24 protein-coding genes and 1 other annotated feature are annotated in these 22955 nt (G+C 41.7%); of the genes, 20 read left to right on the top strand and 4 right to left on the bottom strand.

All coding sequences use genetic code 11. The features are described from left to right. Positions 1-4 precede the first annotated feature (4 nt). From LJE72_RS01380 to LJE72_RS26645, 11 genes are all read left to right on the top strand, one after another. Entirely contained in the window at positions 5-1045 is a 1041-nt protein-coding gene (locus LJE72_RS01380; protein ID WP_229245486.1) for an Ldh family oxidoreductase, read from the top strand. A gap of 427 nt (positions 1046-1472) precedes the next feature. Continuing rightward, positions 1473-2111, top strand: coding sequence for a helix-turn-helix transcriptional regulator (locus LJE72_RS01375; RefSeq protein WP_229245485.1), 639 nt, complete (start codon positions 1473-1475; stop codon positions 2109-2111). 70 nt (positions 2112-2181) lie between these two features. Next, positions 2182-3003, top strand: coding sequence for a pyruvate, water dikinase regulatory protein (locus tag LJE72_RS01370; RefSeq protein WP_229245484.1), 822 nt, complete (start codon positions 2182-2184; stop codon positions 3001-3003). Next, complete coding sequence (ppdK, locus tag LJE72_RS01365) at positions 2996-5644, top strand: pyruvate, phosphate dikinase (protein ID WP_229245483.1); 2649 nt, start codon at positions 2996-2998, stop codon at positions 5642-5644. Before LJE72_RS01370 ends, ppdK begins: the two co-directional genes overlap by 8 nt. A gap of 367 nt (positions 5645-6011) precedes the next feature. Continuing rightward, positions 6012-6244: a binding site (T-box leader), on the top strand. Positions 6245-6312: 68 nt separating this feature from the next. Continuing rightward, positions 6313-9411 carry an isoleucine--tRNA ligase gene (ileS, locus tag LJE72_RS01360; protein WP_229245482.1) on the top strand — a complete coding sequence of 1033 codons (3099 nt, stop codon included), beginning with the start codon at positions 6313-6315 and terminating at the stop codon, positions 9409-9411. Between the two features lie 167 nt (positions 9412-9578). Next, complete coding sequence (locus tag LJE72_RS26125; RefSeq protein ID WP_282437810.1) at positions 9579-9713, top strand: hypothetical protein; 135 nt, start codon at positions 9579-9581, stop codon at positions 9711-9713. A 53-nt stretch (positions 9714-9766) separates the two neighbouring features. Next, entirely contained in the window at positions 9767-10009 is a 243-nt protein-coding gene (locus LJE72_RS01355; RefSeq protein WP_229245481.1) for a hypothetical protein, read from the top strand. A gap of 233 nt (positions 10010-10242) precedes the next feature. Then, positions 10243-10641, top strand: coding sequence for an MFS transporter (locus LJE72_RS01350; protein WP_229245480.1), 399 nt, complete (start codon positions 10243-10245; stop codon positions 10639-10641). Between the two features lie 191 nt (positions 10642-10832). Then, positions 10833-10979 carry a universal stress protein gene (locus tag LJE72_RS01345; RefSeq protein WP_229245479.1) on the top strand — a complete coding sequence of 49 codons (147 nt, stop codon included), beginning with the start codon at positions 10833-10835 and terminating at the stop codon, positions 10977-10979. Next, a complete protein-coding gene (locus tag LJE72_RS01340) occupies positions 10976-11134 on the top strand; it encodes a hypothetical protein (protein ID WP_229245478.1) in 159 nt (52 codons plus the stop codon). Before LJE72_RS01345 ends, LJE72_RS01340 begins: the two co-directional genes overlap by 4 nt. Positions 11135-11158: 24 nt before the next feature. After that, complete coding sequence (locus tag LJE72_RS26645; protein ID WP_396390165.1) at positions 11159-11245, top strand: universal stress protein; 87 nt, start codon at positions 11159-11161, stop codon at positions 11243-11245. 506 nt (positions 11246-11751) lie between these two features. Here the strand turns inward: LJE72_RS26645 and LJE72_RS01335 are convergent. Together LJE72_RS01335 and LJE72_RS01330 are read right to left on the bottom strand one after the other, a co-directional pair. Further along, complete coding sequence (locus LJE72_RS01335) at positions 11752-12459, bottom strand: GntR family transcriptional regulator (RefSeq protein ID WP_229245477.1); 708 nt, start codon at positions 12457-12459, stop codon at positions 11752-11754. A gap of 44 nt (positions 12460-12503) precedes the next feature. After that, the gene (locus LJE72_RS01330) at positions 12504-13127 is read right to left on the bottom strand and encodes a cobalamin B12-binding domain-containing protein (protein WP_229245476.1); all 624 of its coding nucleotides are present in this window, start codon (positions 13125-13127) and stop codon (positions 12504-12506) included. Positions 13128-13524: 397 nt separating this feature from the next. Here LJE72_RS01330 and LJE72_RS01325 point away from each other — a divergent pair, with 397 nt between their 5' ends. The 4 genes from LJE72_RS01325 (at position 13525) to LJE72_RS01315 (ending at position 16441) form a co-directional block, all read left to right on the top strand. Beyond that, on the top strand, positions 13525-14163 hold the full coding sequence (locus LJE72_RS01325; RefSeq protein WP_229245475.1) for a cobalamin B12-binding domain-containing protein: 639 nt from the start codon (positions 13525-13527) through the stop codon (positions 14161-14163). A gap of 93 nt (positions 14164-14256) precedes the next feature. Then, positions 14257-15318: a uroporphyrinogen decarboxylase family protein gene (locus LJE72_RS01320; RefSeq protein WP_229245474.1), complete on the top strand. Its 1062-nt coding sequence runs from the start codon at positions 14257-14259 to the stop codon at positions 15316-15318. A 23-nt stretch (positions 15319-15341) separates the two neighbouring features. Next, the gene (locus tag LJE72_RS26120) at positions 15342-15467 is read left to right on the top strand and encodes a hypothetical protein (RefSeq protein ID WP_282437809.1); all 126 of its coding nucleotides are present in this window, start codon (positions 15342-15344) and stop codon (positions 15465-15467) included. A gap of 161 nt (positions 15468-15628) precedes the next feature. Continuing rightward, positions 15629-16441, top strand: a complete 813-nt coding sequence (locus LJE72_RS01315; RefSeq protein WP_229245473.1) for a methyltetrahydrofolate cobalamin methyltransferase — start codon at positions 15629-15631, stop codon at positions 16439-16441. A gap of 143 nt (positions 16442-16584) precedes the next feature. Here the strand turns inward: LJE72_RS01315 and LJE72_RS01310 are convergent, their stop codons facing one another. Together LJE72_RS01310 and LJE72_RS01305 are read right to left on the bottom strand one after the other, a co-directional pair. Continuing rightward, on the bottom strand, positions 16585-16713 hold the full coding sequence (locus LJE72_RS01310; RefSeq protein WP_229245932.1) for a DUF2798 domain-containing protein: 129 nt from the start codon (positions 16711-16713) through the stop codon (positions 16585-16587). Between the two features lie 156 nt (positions 16714-16869). Continuing rightward, positions 16870-18120, bottom strand: coding sequence for a PucR family transcriptional regulator (locus LJE72_RS01305; RefSeq protein WP_229245472.1), 1251 nt, complete (start codon positions 18118-18120; stop codon positions 16870-16872). 239 nt (positions 18121-18359) lie between these two features. On the opposite strand from LJE72_RS01305, the gene LJE72_RS01300 reads away from it, so the two are divergent. The 5 genes from LJE72_RS01300 (at position 18360) to LJE72_RS01280 (ending at position 22801) form a co-directional block, all read left to right on the top strand. Then, positions 18360-19163, top strand: a complete 804-nt coding sequence (locus tag LJE72_RS01300; RefSeq protein WP_229245471.1) for a methyltetrahydrofolate cobalamin methyltransferase — start codon at positions 18360-18362, stop codon at positions 19161-19163. A 27-nt stretch (positions 19164-19190) separates the two neighbouring features. Next, positions 19191-19823: a corrinoid protein gene (locus LJE72_RS01295; protein ID WP_229245470.1), complete on the top strand. Its 633-nt coding sequence runs from the start codon at positions 19191-19193 to the stop codon at positions 19821-19823. 56 nt (positions 19824-19879) lie between these two features. Further along, positions 19880-20857, top strand: a complete 978-nt coding sequence (locus LJE72_RS01290) for a uroporphyrinogen decarboxylase family protein (RefSeq protein WP_229245469.1) — start codon at positions 19880-19882, stop codon at positions 20855-20857. 172 nt (positions 20858-21029) lie between these two features. After that, a complete protein-coding gene (locus LJE72_RS01285; protein ID WP_229245468.1) occupies positions 21030-21587 on the top strand; it encodes a DUF2284 domain-containing protein in 558 nt (185 codons plus the stop codon). Between the two features lie 218 nt (positions 21588-21805). Then, positions 21806-22801, top strand: a complete 996-nt coding sequence (locus LJE72_RS01280; RefSeq protein ID WP_229245467.1) for a deoxyguanosinetriphosphate triphosphohydrolase — start codon at positions 21806-21808, stop codon at positions 22799-22801. Positions 22802-22955 lie beyond the last annotated feature (154 nt).

The raw sequence follows: 22955 nt of genomic DNA, 5'->3' as shown, positions 1-22955 counted from the left end.
AGTAATGAATCCACGTTACTCTCCTCAAGCACTCGAAGACTTTTGTAAAGCCCTCTTGGTGGCCTCCGGGGTTCCTGAATCTGAGGCACTGATCGTTTCCTCGGTCCTTGTGGATACGAGCCTAGAAGGGATCGATACCCACGGAATTAGTCGTCTGCCCATATATCTATCTTGCCTCTTGAATGGAAGAATCAATCCCAAGCCGTCTATTCAAAAAAAGTTTAACGATGCAGTTGCTGTTGTGGATGGAGATAACGGTTTAGGACAACTCGTAGCTTATCGTTCCATGGCCCTAGCAGTTGACTTAGCTAAGGTGTATGGTCTTGGTTTCGTTACCGTTAAAAACAGTAACCACTTTGGAGCGGCTTCAACCTATTGCAAAATGGCTGCACACGAGGGAATGATTGGGCAAGCATATACAAATTCGCCCTGTGGCATTCCCCCTTGGGGTGGAAAAAACCCTTATTTTGGGACGAATCCGATTTCCTATGGATTCCCGAATGGAGATCAACCGGTTGTTGTCGATATGTCTTCCTCAATTATTGCTCGAGGAAAGATTATTTTGGCCGCGAAAGAAGGTCGTTCGATTCCTAAGGGCTGGGCTATTGATCAGTATGGAAATTCAACGACGGATGCCGAAGCGGCACTTCAAGGTGCAGTTCTGCCAGTTGGTGGACCGAAAGGATATGCCCTGGCTTTGGCTGCTGAGGTCATGTCAGGGATCATTAGTGGATCGAAATATGGGACTCATGTAGGGTGGATTTACGACGATTCTCTTGAGCCCGTAAATATTGGACATAGCTTCTTCGCAATAGATATCTCGCGACTCATGCCACTTAGGGATTATGCTCAAAGAATGACGGATATGATCGGGGAAATTAAAAGTGTTCCGAGAGCTGATGAAGTCGATGCCATTCGGATTCCCGGTGAACGGCGGCAGTCAATCGCTGAGGAACGGAAAAAGGATGGAATTCCAATTAATGAAGGGCTGCTTCAAGAACTCAACGAGCTCGCCGTGAAGTTTGACCTTTTAATTCTTGAATAGTTAAATGATAGGATCAAGTTCGAGGAATGTGCAAAGTCTATGAGCCCAAGCTGTTCGAGCTAACTATTTGGATTTATCTTTGTTGAAAGTGATCTCATTCATACTGGTTATCCGTTGTCTAATTTGATCAAGAGGTACTAGTTGATTACTTTTTTTCGATGCTAGCTGGTTTTTTATCTAATCGTAAGATCCCCACACCTTCAATATTGAAGTGGGAGTTTTACGATTTTAAAGTCTTGTAGGCATGTGTGCTTAGACGTGTATATAAAGAATGTCACAGTCGGAATCCTTAAGACTTATGAAGAAAAAATACCGTTTTATGTGTTACTATCTAGTCAATAAATAATATTATATGATATAATTGATCAAATTAACTTTATTAGTATGTCACATTGAGGCAGAGCAATAACATAAGAGGTGAAATTGGTTGGAATGGACGGAACGGCAACAGCGAATAGTGGAGATCGTGAAAGATTCGGGATCCATCACGGGTGAGAAGATTGCAGCAATGCTTAATTTGACGCGAGCTACTTTGCGCCCGGATTTAACTGTTTTGACTATGTCAGGGGTCCTAGTGGCTAGGCCGCGCGTCGGGTATTCTTATCGTGAAGATCTCGGACCTTCCCCAATTATGGAACGCATGCTCCAACTCCGAGTCTGCGCATTTAAGTCTATGCCTGTCACTGTATTGGAAGACGCCAGTATCTACGAAGCAACGGTTGCGATGTTCACGCAAAACGTAGGAAGTCTGACGGTTGTCGGAGCAGACAGAGTCCTTTTAGGAATGATCTCCAGAAAAGATATTATGAAAGCCTCTTTAGGCAAAATCGACCTTCAACAGGTTCCGGTCGGTGTTATTATGACGCGAATGCCAAACATCTACATGACAACCTTAGACGAACCCGTCTTGAGCGCAGCTAAAAAATTAGTTCAGCATCAGGTTGATAGTTTGCCGGTAGTAGAAGGGTATGTAGATGAGAGCGGGAATGAGTGTTATGAGGTCGTGGGCCGGTTTACAAAGACGAATGTCACAAAGCTCTTTGTGGAGATTGCGGAAACGAGGTAATGCGGAGATTAGTGGCCTAAGGTTAAAAATCGGAAGTCTGTGGGACTTCGAATAATTCGGAGGTGAAAATGTGACGACCCAAACGTCTGTTATTTATGTCATTTCAGATGCACTAGGTGAGACGGCTGAGTTTGTAAGTCGGGCGGCAGCGGCACAATTCATTGGTGTAAAGACTCGAATTCGCAGGGTTCCCTATGTAAGGGATCAAACCCATTTGGAAGATATTATGGAAGAAGCTGCGGCTGAACAAGCCATTTTAGTTTATACCCTTGTACTTAAAGATCTGAGAGAGTATTTGGAGAGAAAGGCTTTAGAGAAGGGGCTTAAAACGGTTGATATACTGGGTCCGCTTATTGGCGCCTTATCCAGTCAAACTGGTATGGATCCAACTCATACGCCGAACATCATCCATCGTCTGGATGAACAGTATTTTCGGAAAGTAGAAGCGATTGAATTCGCTGTCAAATACGATGATGGTAAAGATCCTCGCGGGGTTCTTTTTGCAGACGTAGTCCTTATCGGCGTCTCTCGAACCTCGAAGACTCCCCTTAGTATGTATTTAGCACATAAAGGACTCAAAGCAGCGAATATTCCTTTGGTTCCGGAAGTTGATCCCCCAGAGGAACTTTTTAGTATTTCACCGCGGAAAATAATTGGTTTAACCTTAAGACCGGAATTACTCAACCAAATTCGTACTGAGCGCTTAAAAACTCTTGGTTTAGGCGCAACAGCGGATTATGCCAACCTGGATCGCATTATGCGAGAGTTGGAGTATGCCCGAGGTATCATGAAACGTATCGGCTGCCCAATTATTGATGCTACTGGCAAAGCAGTTGAAGAAACCGCGAGCATTGTATTAGAAATATTATTTAAGGGGGACAGAAATGGATAAGAAGTATGTATACTTATTTCAAGAAGGTAAAGCTTCCATGCGTGATTTGTTGGGAGGAAAAGGGGCTAATTTAGCGGAGATGACCCAAATCGGTTTACCGGTACCCCCAGGGTTTACAATTACCACGGAAGCGTGCAATGAATATTACAGCAATGGCGAGATTTTCCCCGAAGAAATTTGGGAGCAAGTGTGGCCGGCTTTGGCAGAGGTTGAGGCGGCTTCCGGCAAACTCTTTGGAGACAAGAAAAACCCGCTCCTTGTTTCGGTAAGGTCCGGGGCGAAATTCTCAATGCCAGGCATGATGGATACCGTTCTCAATTTAGGACTTAATGATGACACTGTGGAAGCTTTAGTTGCCAACACGCAAAACGAACGTTTCGCTTGGGACTGTTATCGCCGATTTATCCAAATGTTTGGGGATGTGGTCTTAGAAGTAGAACATTATAATTTTGAACAGATCTTGGAAAGTGCGAAAGAGAAACAAGGGGTTCGCTATGACTCCGAGCTATCGGCAGAGAGCCTTAAATGGATGGTCATTGAGTATAAGAAAAAAATCGAACGCAAAACCGGCAAACCATTTCCCATGGATCCCAGAGCTCAGTTAATAGAGGCCGTTTTAGCAGTTTTCCGTTCGTGGAATAATGATCGGGCTAATGTGTATCGTAAAATCAACGGTATTCCCCATGAAATTGGAACCGCCGTTAATGTACAATCCATGGTTTTCGGCAATATGGGCTCGGATTCTGGAACGGGTGTGGCTTTTACCCGTAACCCATCAACGGGGGAAAGTGCTCTCTATGGGGAATATCTGATGAATGCTCAAGGAGAAGACGTGGTGGCTGGGATACGGACTCCCAACCCGATTGCCACCCTGGCCCAGGAAAATCAGGAAATCTATCAACAGTTTGTGGATTTCTCGAAACGCTTAGAAGCTCACTATCGGGACATGCAGGATATTGAATTCACCATTGAGCGTGGCAAACTGTACATGCTTCAAACACGTAATGGTAAAAGAACTGCGTCAGCCGCCATTCGCGTGGCAGTGGAACTTTTTCATGAAGGTGTGATCACTAAAGAAGAAGCGATTATGAGAATCGAACCGGACCAATTAGATCATTTATTACATCGCCGCATGGATACGGATGCCAAGTTGCAAGTGCTGGCCAAAGGGCTCCCTGCTTCTCCCGGAGCAGCTTCAGGAAGGATTGTCCTGAGTGCAGAAGAGGCAGAACGGTTAGGGAATCTCGGCGAGAAAGTAATTTTGGTGCGGACTGAAACGACTCCGGATGATATTCGCGGTATTTTAGCTGCTCAAGGAATTTTGACCAGCCGCGGGGGTATGACGAGCCATGCAGCGGTTGTTTCTCGCCATATGGGCAAACCTGCTGTTTGCGGATGTGACGCCTTAAAGATTGACTATACTCAGGGTTTAGTGGTTATTGAAGGGGTAGAGTACCCTCATGGAACCATCATGTCCATTGATGGAGCAACCGGACGAGTGATTAAGGGAGAAGTTTCTATGGTCGATCCGGAGCTGAGTGAAGGGTTTAAAGAGTTCTTGGGTTGGGCGGATGAAATCTCCAGACTGCGTGTTATGGCGAATGCTGACAGCCCGACGGAAGCGTCTAACGCTCGAGATTTTGGAGCGGTTGGAATTGGGTTGACCCGCACAGAGCATATGTTTATGGATCCTGAGCGGATTCCCATTGTCCAAGACATGATTCTGGCCCAAACCCTGGAGGATCGCGAAGACGCCTTAGCAAAGCTCTTACCTATGCAGGAAGAAGACTTCTACGGAATTTTAAAGGCGATGCAGGGCTTCCCTGTAACCATTCGTTTGCTTGATCCGCCGCTTCACGAGTTCCTTCCCCATTCTGAGGAGCTGGTCGTGGACATTACAAAACTAAGAATGAGCAAAGCTGATCCGGGATCCTTACATGAAAAAGAATCCCTGCTGCGCAATGTTCGGGCCTTATCTGAACTAAACCCGATGCTTGGCCATCGAGGTTGTCGTCTGGGCGTTTCCTTCCCGGAAATCACGATCATGCAAGCCCGGGCAATTTTCCAAGCCAGCGCACGGTTGCTAAAGGAAGGGTATGACATTCACCCTGAAGTCATGATTCCGCTGATTATGGGAAAAGAAGAATTTATTATGATGCGTAAGCTGGTTGATGACACGGCAGTTGAGGTTATGAGCGAGCAAAACGTTCATATCCCCTATAAAGTCGGAACCATGATTGAGGTGCCCCGGGCGGCTCTCTTGGCGGATGAGATCGGAAAAGTCGCAGACTTCTTCTCCTTCGGGACAAACGATCTCACGCAAATGACAATGGGCTTGTCTCGTGATGATGCCCAAGGAAAGTTCCTGCCGGTCTATCTGGACAAGAAGCTCATGAAAACTGATCCCTTTGTAGTACTTGATCGAGATGGGGTAGGAAAGCTAATTGGCATAGGAGTAAATCTTGGGCGAAGCACAAACCCTAATCTCGGCTTAGGGATTTGTGGGGAGCACGGTGGAGAACCTAATTCTGTAGAATTCTGTCATATCGTTGGCCTGGATTATGTCTCCTGTTCACCGTTTAGAGTGCCTATAGCTCGCTTGGCTGCCGCCCAGGCCGCTGTAAAACATCTAGGGAAATAGTATAGACATTGCTTTCTAAGCCTTATACATCAAGGCTTAGAAGGTATACGACAAAATAAGTAGGGGTATTGTCTTTTAGTGATTTTTAGAGACAGTACCCTATTTTCAAGTTGTTCCATTTTGAGGTACAAAGAATAAAATCACAGCCATAATCTCACAGGATACCGCAAAGAGACGATGCTTTTTTATGAGCGGCCCCCATGGATGATTGGACTGTATTTTGAGCTCATGATGAAGCTCTGGATAAATTTGCCGGGGTTTTACTGAGTATGTCTTAATGCTTTATAGTTGGAGTGCCCTTGACAATGTTAAAGCAACTGGAATATGATGCATATATTAAATCGTTTGGATATACTTTGAAATATTGTTAACAACCATGATAAGGATAGTAATAAAAGACTTGGGTTTTAGAGACATAATCCTCGGGTGAAAGATTATGACGAAGGTTTTTTATGAAGATCACCTTGGAGTTGGGCGGCTGAAATAATCTAAGCTGTTCCGTAGACATACGTTACATGTTTTAAGCGATTAATGGATTGTTTGTTTTTTAAAGCTATCTATTAATAACAAGGGTGGTACCGCGGATAATCCGTCCCTAAGTCATTGACTTAGGGACTTTTTGATGTTAGTTACACGATATTTGAAGCCAACATGAAAGGAAGATGAATATGTCGAACTTCAAACCGCTAACGGATCTGCCGGTAGCGAAAAAAGAAAGCGAAATAGCCGATTACTGGAATGATCAGAAGATACTGGATAAAAGTATTGAAATCAGAGAGGGTAAAACGCCCTTCGTGTTCTATGAAGGACCTCCCACGGCCAACGGAAAACCAGGAATACACCACGTCATCGCCAGAACTTTAAAGGATTCAGTTTGCCGGTACAAAACCATGCAGGGGTATCAAGTCAAGCGTAAGGCTGGCTGGGATACTCATGGGCTTCCTGTGGAAATCGAAGTAGAGAAGCAACTTAAACTTACCAACAAACAGGAGATCGAAGCCTACGGAATTGCGGAGTTCAATCAGAAATGTCGGGAATCGGTGTTCAGCTATGAGAAGCAATGGCGAGATATGACCAAACGAATGGGATATTCAATCGATTTAGACCATCCCTACGTCACCCTCGATAATAATTACATTGAAAGCGTTTGGTGGATCCTTGATCAGTTTTTCAAAAAAGGTTTGATCTATGAAGGTCACAAAATCCTGCCCTATTGCTCACGCTGTGGAACGGGGCTGGCTTCCCATGAAGTAGCCCAAGGCTATAAGCTAATAAAAACTAACACCGTCTTCGTAAAGTTTAAGCGAAAGGATGTCGAAGAGTTCTTTCTGGTCTGGACGACGACACCCTGGACGCTTCCTTCGAACGTGGCACTGACGGTGAATCCTCAAGAAGTCTACCTGAAGGTTAGGCAAAATGAGGAGATTTATTATGTTTCCAAGACTTTATCCCATAAAGTGTTGGGGGAAGAGTTTGAAGTTCTGGAAGAAATCAAGGGAAAAGATCTTGAGTTCGTAGAATATGAGCAGTTAATGCCGTTTGTAAAAGCAGATAAGAAGGCCTTCTTTGTTACCGTCGGCGATTATGTAACAACAGAGGATGGCACGGGAATTGTCCATACTGCCCCAGCCTTTGGGGAGGATGATTACAGCATTGGCAAGAAGTATAATCTGCCGGTTCTTCAGCCTGTCGATGAAACAGGAAAATTTGTAACCACTCCATGGAAAGGTAGCTTTGTCATGGAGGCTGATCTCGATATCATTAAATGGTTGCACGGGGAAGGGAAATTATTTAAGAAAGAAAAAATGGAGCATAACTATCCTCACTGTTGGAGATGTCAGACCCCACTCCTTTATTATGCTAAACCAAGCTGGTATATCGAAGTCACAAAATTTAAAGATCAATTGGTTGAGAACAACAAACAAGTTGAGTGGTATCCTGATTTTGTCGGAGAAAAAAGGTTTGGCAACTGGTTGGAAAATGCCAATGACTGGGCCTTGTCCAGAACTCGATACTGGGGAACACCGCTGAATATCTGGAGATGCGATTGCGGAAACACGACATCGATTGGCTCTCGGCAAGAGTTGGTAGAAAAGGCAGTGGAAACGCTGGAGGAAACAACGATCGAATTGCACCGGCCGTTTGTGGATGATATTCACATTAAATGCGAAAAATGTGGTGGGACAATGACCAGGGTGAAAGATGTCATTGATTGCTGGTTTGACAGTGGTTCCATGCCGTTTGCTCAGCATCACTATCCGTTTGAAAATAGCGAGAACTTTGATCAGCTCTTTCCCGCCGATTTTATCTGTGAGGGTATCGATCAGACCCGAGGCTGGTTCTATTCTCTTCTCGTGATCTCAACCTTCATCAAGGGAGTTGCACCTTACAAACGAGTCCTGGTGAATGATTTGGTTCTCGATAAGGATGGGCATAAGATGTCTAAGTCCAAAGGAAACACCGTCAACCCGTTTGAATTGTTTGATCAATATGGAGCGGATGCTTTAAGATGGTATTTACTTCACGTTTCTCCGGCTTGGAGTCCAACGAAATTTGATATCGAAGGGATCAAGGAAGTACAGAGTAAATTTTTCAGTACGATGAGAAATGTGTATGCTTTCTTTTCCTTGTATGCTGAAACAGATAAGCTGGACCCACGAGACTTCTTTATTGATTACAAGGATCGCCCCGAGCTTGATCAGTGGGTCCTATCAAAATATAACAGCCTTCTAAAAGGGGTCGAGTCAGATATGAAGGCCTTTGATTTGACTAAAGCAGTGAGAAAGATTACTGTGTTTGTCAATGAGGATTTTTCGAACTGGTATATAAGACGTTCGCGCAGACGCTTCTGGGGCTCAGAGCTTACGGCCGACAAGAAAGCGGTCAACAATACGACCTATGAAATACTTGTGGGATTATCCAAGCTGGTGGCTCCCTTTGCGCCCTATATTTCAGAAGAACTCTATCGAAGCTTAACCGACGAATTATCTGTCCATCTAGAGGATTACCCTGTCGCCGATTTGAGCCTGATTGATGGCGAGTTGGAAACTAGAATGGATCTGGTCAGAAATCTAGTGGGCTTAGGCAGAGCGGCTAGGGAACAGGTTAGAATCAAGGTGAGACAACCTGTCCAACAAATCTTAATTGACGGTAAATATGAACAACTGATTGACTACATGCTTCCCTTAATCAAAGAGGAGCTGAATGTTAAATCGATCGTGTTTGCCAAGGATTTGAGCCAGTATATGAACTTTAGCTTAAAGCCTAATTTCAAAGTAGCAGGGTCGATCTTTGGACCTAAAGTTAAATCCTTGAGCAAAGTACTGGCAACTCTTGACGCGTCTGACCTTGTGCCTAGATTAGAAGCTGGTGAAACGATTTCGATTGAGGTAGAGGGCGAAGGTGTAGACCTAGTTAAGGACTATGTCATCACCACGATCGCGGCTAAAGAAGGCTTTACAATGACCGTGGAGGAGAATTTATTCGTAATCCTGGGTACAACGCTTACCAAAGAGCTGATCGATGAAGGGTATGCGCGGGAGTTTGTTTCCAAGGTACAGCAGATGAGAAAATCTAATGATTATGAAATGATGGATAGAATCCAAATATACTATGATGGCGATGAGGAAATAGCTGAGGCTGTCAAACTATATGAAGACTATATCAAAAAAGAGACTCTAGCAGACAAGATTGAAAGAATCACAGATTCTAGCTTGGAAAATCAGAACCTTAACGGTCATGAGACAGGCATGAAGCTGGAGAAGTAGGAGTGTTCCAGAGTCGGGCAGGGGACCTAAATTTGTAGTAGCAAAAACGAGGGCGGAAGCGATTATTTGCTTCCACCCTCGTTTTTGTCCCGTTAATATTCCAAGATGTGTTCCATAATAGACTCAGGGAATCGTAATCGCTCTGGCAGGGTATTTAGGGGATCATTATGCCTTTAGGCATAGCGATTTGTTTCAGAATTACCCCCATCTCCAAAATTGGCATGGTGCTTGGAGTATGGGGGATTGCAGGAATGGCAACCATGGCTATTGGGCCTTCTTTGGGGGATATATTATTGAGGTAGCTAGCTGGCGAATGCTATTTTAATATAAATGTGCTGGTTTGATAGCCGTTTTTATGGGAATTGGCTGGCTGCCGGAAATGGAGAAAAAAGCAACAACGACATTAGATGCGTTAGGTATAGCAAGCATCTGCGTTGGTTTGTTTTGTCTGATATTTGCCTTAAGCAAGGGCAATCAGATGGGTTGGGAAGATCCCGTGATTGTCATAATGTTGTTAGTTGGAATTGTTAGCCTACTGGTGATGGTAGTTCACGAAACTTCGCTGCCCAGAACCGGTTCTCGATATTCGATTGTTTAAAAATAAGCTTTTCACTTTGTCTACTATTGCTTCTACTGTCATCCAAGTGGCAATGGTAGTAGTTGTATATCTGTTTCCTGTTTTCATGCAAAGCGTACTGGGGCAGACCGCAATGCAAACGGGCTTGGTCTTGTTGCCTTCAGCGTTGGTTACAGCTATCTGTATGCCCCATTAGCGGTAAGCTGTTCGATAAGTATAGGGCTCGGAACCTGGTTCTTATCGGCATGGTAATTATGGCTGTTTCATCTTACGCCTTGAAAGACTTTAACGGGTCTACAGCGTTTAGCACCATGATGTTTTGGTTGTCGATCCGCGGAATAGGGCTAGCGTTGTCGCCGGCCATCAATGTGGGGATGGTAAGCCTTCCAAAAGAATCTACTGGTACCGCTTCTTCCCTGGGAAATGTCATTCGAAGTGTGATAAGCACTTTTGGAATTACTCTCATGACGAATTTAATGCGATCGCGTAATGCTTTCCATTATGCTAATCTGGCTCAGAATGTAGTTATGGATAAACCGGACAGTTTGAATATGCTTTCAGCCTTGCAGAGGATAGGGTTAAATGCTGGTCTTGGGGCACAAGGAGGGCAGATCCTGAGTATGTCTGTGCTATATAAGTATGTAGCCCAGTAATCAATGGTGATGGCTATATCCGATTGTTTCATTATAGGTGCTCTGTTGAGCGGTGTGGCATTTATATTAGCGTTATTCTTGCATGACGAAAAGAAACCTAAGGTTGCCGCCAGTAGTCCTGAGCTCGCGGAAATTAGACAAAATTATCTGAATAGTTTTGCCAGTAAAGAGGGAGAGGAGAGGAACTATGAATGTTTAAGAAAATCATGATCGCAACTGATGGGTCTGTCCTGGCGGATAAAGCCCTAAAAGTTGCTGTAGAGCAGGCTAAGGCAAAAGAGGCGGTTCTCACAATCTTATCCGTGATTCCGGTGACAGATATGGGCCAGCGGAAATGATCGGCTTATCCCGTGCCGAAGCTGCAAAAATGAAATATCCATTTTTACAGAAGGCTCAGGATTATGCTTCCAACAATGGCGTTGAAGCAAAAGCTTTAGCATTAAATGGGCATCCGGGGCAGGTTATCGTAGACTATCTTGATAGATCCCCATGACTTAGTGGTTCTTAGGCATAGGGGATGGCCAATATCCAGTCATTACTTTTGGGGAGTGTAGCATATAAGGTAGCCAACCTAGCTCCTTGTGCTGTACTGATTGTTAAATAATCACAATGAGTTAATCATGACATCAGAAGATAAAATAAACGAAAAAGCTTAGAAGCAAGGGATGCAAATTACACCTTAGCATTTTAGCACGGCTTTTTAGTTAAATGGTGTTTGACAACACTCACATATAACTAGATATAATGATATGATTTCAAAACAGCCCAGGGGCGACTGTAATCCAATACCCATACTTTATTTTGAACGTATACTCTCTAAGCCCTGATCTATAGGGCTTAGAGAGCTATTTCTATACTATTTGTTTTAATTTATTTTCCCTTGTTGTGTCTTTTAGTGACTTCAAGAGACAGTATCTTATTTTCAAGGTCCATTTTGAGGTGCAAAGAATAAAATCGCAACCATAATCTCACTGGAAATCACGACGAGATATGGCTTTTTAATGCTGAAGAGATGTCTTATTTGACCACAAAACAAAACTTACGGGTGCACACCCGCTTAAGTCCTTAACTTTTTACGCAAAAATCAAAAGTATGGAATTAGTTCTTTCCCTACTCCCGCATATTGGAATAAGCTCGTATTTTTCCATGTTCACCACCATAATAGGTTTTTCCCAAGCCTATTGGTTTGTTTTCATAATCATACAGACTTTGCTCCACGACTAATAAAGGTTCTGATTCATGCAAACATAACGATTTATTAATTTCCGGATTAGACTTATCAATATAAATACACAATTCTTTTTTTATGGCAAATGGAGAACTTTTCTTGGCAACCATGTCTGGCAAAGCTGCATATTCGATCGCTTTTTCGACAATAGGCCGGCCTCGATCATACGGAATATATTTAATATCATAGGCAATTGGTCCCTCATTGGAATACAACAACCTGAGAATAACCACAACTTTATGATTACAAGATATTTGAAGTTTTTGGCAAATTGCTGCATCTGGGTTTGTGGCATTTACTCCTAAAAGTTTGCTATAAAGGTTATTCTTACTTCCACTGTTCAGCTCATTAAAAAGTAAAATGTATTTACTGTGATCTGGTTCAATAATATAATAACCTTTCCCCGGGAATGAAGTAATGAATCCCTCATTATCCAGCATAGATAAGCTTTTTCTGACAGTTAAACGACTGGTACTATATTGTTGAGCCAGTTCGTTTTCAGATTGAAGCATATCACCCGGCTTCAATTCGCCCCGAAGAATTTTATCTTTCAGTTGATTAAAAAGGTGTCGATAGATAGGCAAGTTCATACAAATATTTACTCCTTAAACTACGATGCGTTAAACCTCTAAGATTATACCCAGGACAAACATATTTTAACTCCTTCAGGGAGATCTGTCGTATAAGCGTCTACTCCGATGATATTACAAGCGATAGGACTGACACATTTCCCCCCTAAAATAACCTTTACGTTATCTCTTATCCCGACTTGCCTTAATAGCTCAATCGTTGCGTTAATGCTCTCTAAAGCTATAGTCAACACTCCACTAATCGCCACGATATCCGGCTTCACACCCAAAATTGCTCGACAAAAGTCTTCAGGTGAAACGTCAACCCCTAAATCCACGACGTTAAATCCTGCCGATTTGAGCATACTGCCAAAAATATTTTTTCCGATGTCATGTAAATCACCAGCTGCAGTCCCAATAATAACAGTGCCAATTTTTTCACTAGGGACAGTAAAACCAAATTTCATTTCATCAAGTTCTAAAATATCTTTAAAGATAACACCTGCCATGATTAAATCTGCGATAAAGTATTCACCCTGCTCGTATAGAATCCCTACCTTGTCCATACCCAAGGATACTTGTTCCTGTATATAAAAAGGCCCAAATCCAGCCTGAAGTCTGTCTATGACTATTTCCTTCACCGTTTTTTCGTCTAGCTGTTCTACGGCATGAACCAGTATCTCATCCAACTTACTCGCCTCCTAAGATTATTATTAATTTTCTAGAAGCACAGTAATAGCTTATCATTACTTGTAATAATAAGATCAATAGAATAATACTAACGCCCTTACTACTTCTTGTCAATTTGAAATAGCTCTCCCTCAATGACAAGTAGAGAAAAGAGAAATATGCAAGCTTGATCTTATCAGAAAATAGCCTTAATTTCATCTTGACAAATCATAAGAGTCAGAATAATATAACTTGTAATAACAAGTTATTATAAGATATTACAGGTAGCTTAGGTAATTGAAATCGGAGGTGATTTTTCACTTTAAAGGCACAATTACGACGAGCACATAACAGGTAAGCGTTTAATGAAATTAATACGATGTATCGTGCTGCAATTTGAGAAAGAGGAGAAATTTTATGTTAGATTTAAAAAAAATAACCCAAGCTTTGGGAGACCTGGACGAAAAAAACCTGCTCGATATGCTTAATGAGTTCATAGCTTCAGGACCAACAGTAGAGGAAGCACGAGAAGTAGTTACTGCTTGTCAGGAAGGGATGACCCTGGTAGGGGATTTATACGAAAAAGGCATATATTTTGTTGGAGATTTAATTTTTTCCGGTGAAATATTAACAGCTGCCTTAGCTTTAATAAAACCTGTCATTGGTGCAGTGAATGGGCCGAAAGTAGGTACTATGGTCATTGGAACAGTTCATGGAGATCTGCATGACATGGGCAAACAAATATTTAAGAATATGGCGGAAGCAGCGGGATTTGAGGTATTCGATTTAGGGATTGATCAACCTGTAAGTGCTTTTATAGAAAAAGTAAAAGAAGTAAACCCTGATGTTGTGGGCATGAGCGGCGTACTGACCCTGTCCTTGGATTCCATGAAAGATACAGTAGAAGGCCTAAAAGAAGCTGGGCTAAGAGATGATATCAAAATCATTATCGGTGGCAGTCCTGTAACAGAAGCTGCCTGTAAGCGAATAGGCGCTGATGCCTGGACAATCAATGCCGCGGAAGGTATAAGAATGATTCAAGGGTGGGTGAGCTAAATGAGTGACCAAAGGCTAACGAAATTATACAAAGAAAAACAAGAAAGAGTTGCCAAAACTATTCGTAGAGAAGAAGTAGATAAACCGCCTTTTATGTTAAGTGCTGATGATTATTATCCATTCTATGCCGGAGTGGAAAAATCTGCAGTCACTTCATATGATATGGCTACAGATGTTGTGGCCAAAGTATCCGACGATTTGCAATTTGATACGACAATTTTTCCATGGTTGCCAGCAAACCTTTTTTATGCACCGAAGACCAGAATCCTTGGTGGGGGAACTTATGTTGTCAGAAATTTTGAAAAAATGCAAGATCCGGAGAAAGTCCGTATTATGGGACCTGAAGAATACCCCGAATTAATAAAGGACCCGAATACTTATCTTTTAGAAACAGTTCTACCCAGAAGATTTGAGGTACTACAAGATATAAACCCTGAAGAAAAATATAATAGAATTGTGGAAGCGGTCCTTGGTGAGGGACAAAAATTTTCGAATTATATGCAAGCGTGTGAGGAGAAGGGGTGTCACCTTACGTTGTCAGGGATTATGGTTAATCCGGTTGATTTCTTATTTGACTTTTTTAGGGAATTTACAGGTATTGTCAGTGATATAAAGCGATGTCCAGAACTAGTTCGGGATGTAGGATTGGCTATATTAGAAGCATATAAGCCAATAATTCGTTCGATAAAGCCTGCGAGTGATAAGGCGATTTTTATCCCAATGCATATACCTGCTTTCTTAAGTCCAAGAGATTTCGAAAAAACTTATTGGCCTTCCTTTAAAGGATTTGCTGAATATATGGTAGAACAAGGCCACAATGTTGTTTATTATTTTGAGAAGAAGTATGGACATTTATTTGATTACTTGCAAGACTTGCCTAAAAAAGGAATCATAGGTGTATTCCAAGAGGATGATATGAGACTTGTAAAGAAAAAGCTGGGCAGTTCAATGGCGGTGGCAGGAGGATTATCAACCACTTTAATGCAACATGGAACTAAAGAAGAATGCATCGATCATGTTAAGGGCTTAATTCAGGATTTATGCCCTGGTGGCGGATATTTTATCACACCTGATACTCCAATGATGTATCCTGTAGATGGACGTCCTGAAAATTTAAAAGCAGTTGCAGACTATATCAGAGACTGTAGATTGTAATTAATTGGTAAGGGGTGGGAGAAATGAACGAAAAAATCACTAACATACAGGTAATAGAAAAAATTGCCAAGGAAATTCTGCAAGCCAAAAGTCAAGAAGAAATTGATGGTTTTGTAAGCTTGGTTATTTATGTAGGATTGTTTGTTTAAAAATTACGAATTTGTGAATGTACACGTTAAAGAGAAATTTACCTGCCGCATTATTGATTTACTGCAAAAAGTTGATTAACTTTTGCAGTAAGTGGCGCTTGTATTCCTTAGAAGCAAGCGCTACCTGAACTAACAAGGTTAAATAAGGAGGCAAAAGTAGTTTGATTATCATCGGAGAGAAAATTAATGGCACAATACCTAGTGTAAAAAGAGCTATTCAAGAAAAAGATGAACAATTCATTCGCGACTTGGCTGTAAAACAAACTGAGGCCGGAGCCGATTATTTAGACGTGTGTGCCAGTACTGCCCCAGAGGTTGAGACAGAGACTTTAATGTGGCTGATGAATATCGTGCAAGATGCCGTTGAAACACCGTTGTGTATCGATAGTCCTAACCCCAGAGTGATTGAACAAGTAGTTAGTCAGGCGAGAAAACCTGGACTGATCAATTCTGTCTCTGCCGAAGGGGATAAGTGTGAGGTGATTTTCCCACTAATTAAAGGAACGGATTGGGGAGTAATTGCCTTAACTTGTGACAACCATGGAATTCCATCGGATATTCAGACTAGGGTAGATATTACTAAACTATTGGTGGAAAAGGCACAAAACTATGATATTACGCCCGAACGACTCCATATTGATCCATTGGTCCTTGCCTTATCTACAGATTCCCAATCGTTATTAACGTTTCTCGAAACGATGAAAACAGTCAAGAACCTGTATCCATCGATCAAGGTAACCTCAGGGTTAAGTAATATTTCCTTTGGGATGCCCCTAAGAAAAATTGTAAACCAGCATTTTCTGACCATTGCGCTGTTCGCCGGCATGGATTCGGCAATTATAGATCCGTGCAGCAGAGATATGTATACAACCCTTCTTACAACGGAAGCACTAATGGGACGGGACAGGCTGTGCCGACAATTTTCCAATGCTTACCGGAAAAATAAAATCGGACCGATTAGGGTTGAAAGCTAAATGCACGAGAAAGGTTTTATTGTGACCTAACGCACTTGTATTATCCGACAAACAGGTATGAGTCAAGTGATAGTTCTTAGAACAATGAGATAGGTAGTAGACCCGTTTGTGCTGCTCCTTGAAAATGGTGCCGAAAAGGAATCTTACAAGGGGCTGTATAAATAACAATTGTGAAAAAAAGCGAATGGAAAATTGAACACTATTTTCTGCATCCACTGTGCAAGGAAGTCTTTAGTGATACCGTTATACAGAATCGTTGCCACAAAGCTCATCATTGGACACATTAAGCAAACTGTCGCACATATAATTGCTGTTGTTACTAATAATTTAAGTGCAATAATTTATGTGCATTCATATAGAACGAATAATCACAGCCATAATCTCACTGAATATTACAACGAGATTATGGCTTTTTCATGAACTTTTGGCTATAACCTATTAGGCAAAGCAATTTTATAAAATTCCAGGATTTTATAGGATAGATAGAGTTGAAAAAATACATCCCCATCATTCAAATCAACATTTAATAGCTTTTCTATTTTTTCAATCCTATGAAACATAGTGTTACGATGGATATTCAAAGTATTAGCCGAGTCTTTAACATTTTTAAAATTGCAGATAAAAGTATAAAAGCTTCGGACATAATCCGTGCCGTTTTCCTTATCATATTCAATGAGTCTTATCAAGGAAGGGTGAATCAAATTTTTAATTTTTTCACCGTTTGTATAATTACTAATCAAATCGAAAAACATAAAATCATCATATTTGTAAAAAAGTTGGTCTCTATTTATATGATTTCCCAACTTTATTGCTTCGACCGACTCAAGGTAATGTTCCGTTACATCCGTTAATTTCGAAAATGAGCGACTTATTCCGGTTTGCAGATGATTAGTTTTAATAAATTCTTTTAAAGGCTTTAATTCTATCTCTTGAAAATGCCTATCATTTTCACAACTGGCGAGTACTACAATTTTTTGATGATAGACTATCGCTTCCGCGTTAGCTAACTTATTTTCAATTTCATCCCTCATGAAATGAAGGGTTGATCTTGATTTGTCTAAATTCTGTATATCAATGACGATAACGAACAACTTGCTTTTAAACTTTAAGCCTAAGATTTTCAGGCGTTCAACAATTAATCTTTCGTTTTCGAACTTCCCATCAAGCAAATCGTTCAAAAAGTTTTGCTGCACTAGTCTCGGGGAAAAATCTATATATTTAGTTTTTTGCAACTCAATCGAAAAGGCATCGCAAAGCAGGGAAACCAATTCCTTATCGTTTTCAGTAAAATCCCGATTATGGGCGCAAACCACCATACTAGCAACATCTTTGTTGTTGATACGTATCTTCCCGATCAGTCTGGGGTATTTGCAATAAGGATCCGACCAGTAAAAAGGAGCATCATTTTTTGCTATTTGGTCAAATAAACTATTCTTTACATAATAGGAGTAGGTCTGAAAGATAAAGTTATTATTCGCCTTAAGCTCGTTCCAGACGGGGTCATCGGTTACTTTGCTTTCACCGGTTGAAGCAAGTACTTTTACGCTATAGTCAGTGATCGTAAAAGGATTGCCAAGGACTTCATACCCCAGATCGACAAGGGCTTGCATGCTTGATTCTTTGCTCAGTGTCTTGACTAACCTTGCGGAAAATTGAGAAAAATTAGAATTATGCTCCATGGAAACCTCCTTGTCCAATGACAGAGTGCACAATATACTGTTCACGCCATATATTTTGTAAAATTGACCAAAGGTAATAGTCCGAAAAAATCGAATATTAACTTATATAGACAACTATACAACTGGATAAAGAAAAAGAAAGGGGAATTAATTTTTTCATTACTTGTATTTTAGCATGAAACGCTGGAGGAAGGTAATTGATTAATTAGGCCTAAAATTCAAATGGAGGTTGACTGATTTTGATAATTATTGGAGAAAAAATCAACGGAGCAATTCCTTCCGTAGCAAAGGCAATTGCTGCGAAGGATGAAGACCTTATTAGAAAACTGGCTAAAGATCAGTCGGAAGCAGGAGCTGCCTTCATTGATGTGTGTGCATCAGTTGAAAACAGCATTGAACTTGAAACCATTAAGTGGCTTATCGACCTGGTACAGGAGGTTACAGATACACCCATTGCTATTGACAGCCCTAATGTTCATATTTGTGCAGAGGCTATTAAATTCTGCAACAAGCCGGGTCTTATCAATTCGGTCTCCCTGGAAGGAGATAAGATTGAAGTCATATTTCCTTTGATAGCTGATACGAAATGGGAATGTGTTGCTCTTCTATGCGATGACACGGGAATTCCCCAGGATTCAGAAAAGCGTTTGGAAGTTTTTGCGGGCATTATGAAAAAGGCTAAAGAATATAACATTGACCCGTCTCGGCTGCATATTGATCCTTTAGTTCAAATGCTCTGCACCTCGGAAGACGGAATTAACACGGTGGTAGAAGTCATCAAAGAAATCAAAACACAGTATCCCGAAATTCATGTAACAGGAGGAGCAAGCAACATTTCTTTTAATCTTCCTGTCAGAAAACTTGTCAACCAGGCCTTCCTCGTGCTGGCGATAAACGCAGGCATGGACAGTGCGATCATCGACCCGTTAAACAGAGATATGATGGGCATGCTCTATGCCACTGAAGCGCTCTTAGGACAGGACGAATACTGCATGGAGTATATTGGAGCATATCGAGAAGATAAATTTGGTCAAAAGAAATAAATATCATAACACTAGGAGGAATTGAAAATGACAAAGATCACAGAAGTAAAAGCCAAGGTAGAGGCAGGAAAAGCTAAACTTGTACCGGGTTTAGTGCAGGAAGCACTAGATGAAGGAAGCGCAGCGGGGGACATTCTCCAGGCTATGATCGACTCTATGGGCGTCGTAGGGGAAAAATTTTCTGCAGGGGAAGTTTTTGTGCCTGAAATGCTGATGGCCGCTAAAGCTATGTCCAAGGGCGTCGATGTACTCAAACCTCTTCTCACCGGGACCAGCACATCTTCTTTAGGGACCTGTGTTATTGGTACTGTTCAAGGCGATCTGCATGACATCGGTAAAAACCTCGTCGCCATGATGATCGAAAGTGCCGGGTTCAAAGTGGTTGATCTGGGCGTAGATGTTTCCGCAGAGAAATTTGTTAACGCCGTCAAAGAACAGGAAAATGTAACCATAGTAGCATGCTCTGGTCTTCTTACGACAACATTGCCGGCAATGAAAGAAACAGTTCAAACCCTTAAAACAAGCGGATTAACCGGATTCAAAGTCATTGTCGGTGGTGCACCTGTATCCCAGGAGATGGCGGATGAAATCGGAGCAGACGGTTTTGCTCCTGATGCGGGGAGTGCCGCTGTTAAAGCCAAAGAATTGGTAAGCGCTTAATCTCCTTATTGGTTTAATGTGTCAAGCTTTAACTAAATAAAAGGAGGCCGAAAATAATGTTAACGAAGAAGCAGAATTTAATGGAAACGATCAAAGGTGGCAATCCGGATCGCTTTGTTAATCAATACGAATTTATGGACATTATCCTTGAAGTTCCTGTACAGCTTATGTGCCCACCAGGTTCAGAATTCAAGAATAGCTGGGGGATTACCTTTAGATGGCCGGAAGGTCAGCTGGGTCAGTTTCCTGTACATGACGATGAACACAAAGTATTAAAGGATATTACAGAGTGGAGAAAATACGTGAAAGCGCCTGTTATTGATAATTCTGATGAGGCTTGGGCTGCAGCTGTTGCGCATGCCAATTCAATCGATCGCAATGAACAATTTGTAACAGCATTCGTTGCCCCCGGGGTTTTTGAAATGTGTCATCACCTGATGAGTATGGAAGATGCCTTAATGGCTCTTTATGAAGAACCTGAAGCAATGCATGAGCTGATTGATTATCTTACGGAAGCTGAGCTAAACTATGCCAAAATCCTGATCGATCGTCTTCATCCAGATGCCCTTTTCCATCATGATGACTGGGGCAGCCAAAAATCTTCCTTTATATCACCGGCAATGTTCGAAGAGTTCTATTTGCCAGCTTACAAGAAAATCTATGCATTCTACAAAGCTAATGGTGTTGAGTTGATCGTGCATCACAGTGATTCCTATGCAGCGAACCTGGTTCCCTATATGATTGAAATGGGAATAGATATCTGGCAGGGGGTTATGACAACAAATAACACTCCCGAACTGATCAAGAAATACGGCGGACAAATCAGCTTTATGGGGGATATCGATAGTGGCGTCGTTGATTTTCCGGAATGGACACCTGAAATCGTGGCCAAAGAAGTAGAGAGGGCCTGCAAAAATTGCGGGAAGTTATATTTTATTCCTAATTTAACTCAAGGTTTGAATTTTAGTTCCTTCCCGGGTGTCTATGATTCTGCCACAGAAGCAATCGACAGAATGAGTAAAGAAATGTTCTGAAATAAAGTCGCGCTAATTCTTAGCGAGTATAGACGTAAGTTTATACTTTTTGACAGTGCGAAATGCCTCCGAAGTTCGTCTTCGGGGGCCTTACTTTGATTGAGATTAATTTTAAAAGTTTTAAATAATTCCTATAGTTCTTTATTGATGCTATTCTACGAGGAGTGTAATTATGAGCTCAGCCATAGATGATTTGATGTCTTTTCTAAAGTCTCTGGGGGTTGATCAATCAGCAATTATTGCAAAGGAAGATATTCTATTTAATAACGACTTTAGGTTGCAATGCGAGCAGAATTCGTGCGGAAGTTACAACAAAAATTGGATGTGTCCCCCTGCAGTAGGTTCGATTGATGAGATGAAGGAAAAAGCTTTAAAGTTTAAACAAGGACTATTATTCCAAACTGTATATCAACTCGAAGATTCTTTTGATTACGAAGGTATGCAAGAAGGCATTGAAGAGCATACAAAGATATTAAGAAAAGTATTAGACAATATAAGGAGCACCGGAGCTTTCAACGAATTCCTTCCTCTGAATGTTGGCCCTTGTACTTACTGTGGCCGGTGTGCTTTTCTTGACGGTCAGGAGTGCCGATTCCCTGAAGAAGCAGTTTCTTCCGTAGAGGCCTGCGGAATAGACGTCATGGCCTTGGAGAAGAGTTGTGGGATGTCTTATAATAACGGTAAAAATACTATTTCATGTATCAGCCTTATTATGTTTAACCTCGATTAGATAGTGAACTCGTTCAGCTTTAGCTGAACGAGTTCACTATCCGTTTCATTAGGATTCTCATTAAAACTCTTCGACATGAATTAACACTTAGCCTCAATGAACTGGAGAATTGTATAAAACCGTTCCCGGTTTTCACGCATACATTTGTCTGGGCAGTATGCTAAAATGAAAGAAGTAATGTTTGTTGAGCATCGTCCAAGACAAGGGGGTAAAGTGATTTGAGCGAGATATTGAACATTCGTCAGCGGTCTGAAAAAGAAGAGGAAGAACGACTCTCGCCCTATGCTGCAAAAAGCAGAGATGCCAAGCGTGAGCGCTTAGAAGAAGAGTGCCCGATTCGTACAAAGTATCAAAGGGATCGAGATCGGATTTTGCACAGCAAACCGTTTCGTCGTCTTAAACATAAAACCCAAGTGTATATTGCGCCAACAGGAGATCACTATCGGACACGTATGACGCATAGTTTGGAAGTTTCCCAAATATGTCGAACCATCGCTCGGGGGCTGAAATTAAATGAAGACCTCATTGAAGCGATTGCCTTAGGGCATGATGTTGGGCATACTCCCTTTGGCCATGTTGGGGAAGAAGCTTTGAGACAAATTATTGGCCATTTTGAGCATAATGAACAGTCGATTCGCATTTTGACGGTACTAGCCCAAGAGGGGCTGGGTTTAAATCTCACAGAGTCTGTCCTTGATGGAATATTACATCACACCGGAGTGGGTATACCTAAAACTCCGGAAGGGCAGATTGTAAAAACCGGAGATAGGATTGCTTATCTCTGTCATGATTACGACGATGCCTTGCGGGCGGGCTTGCTTACCCAAAGTGACTTGCCTGAAAGGGTTAAGCGAAGGCTTGGTGTAAAGCCCAGTGATATGATTACCACGATGGTCGTGGATATGATTGAAGCGTCAAGTGGTCAAGATCAGATAAGACAGTCGGTGGAGATAAACCACGCTATGCAGGAATTTCGGCAATTTATGTTTGAGAGGGTCTATAACAGCCAGAATTTACGGGAAGAGCGACGAAAAGGACAATATATCATCCAGGCACTCTATGAATACTATACTCAGGATTTTTCAAAGTTACCGCAGAACTTTTTGATTTGGGCAGGCGGTAATAAAACAATTGCGGTGGTCGACTATATATCCGGGCTAACAGATAATTATGCGATTGATTTATTTCAGAACTTATTTGTTCCTCGAAAGTGAATCCCCCCATGCAGTTGGGTCAAAAGGAAAAGTGGTTGAGTGAAAAATCTCAACCACTTTTGTAATATATTCCATTAATAAAGTATAAGTTTTGGCTTACAGAAGTAAAATAAGCCTATGACACATAAGATATGTCAGTCTTGATCGTGTTTAA

Origin of the sequence: Desulfosporosinus shakirovi, from assembly GCF_020595055.1 — a bacterium.
Lineage (GTDB): Bacteria > Bacillota > Desulfitobacteriia > Desulfitobacteriales > Desulfitobacteriaceae > Desulfosporosinus > Desulfosporosinus shakirovi.
Note: the sequence above shows the minus strand (reverse complement) of the source record. Positions and strands in the feature narration are given on the sequence as shown.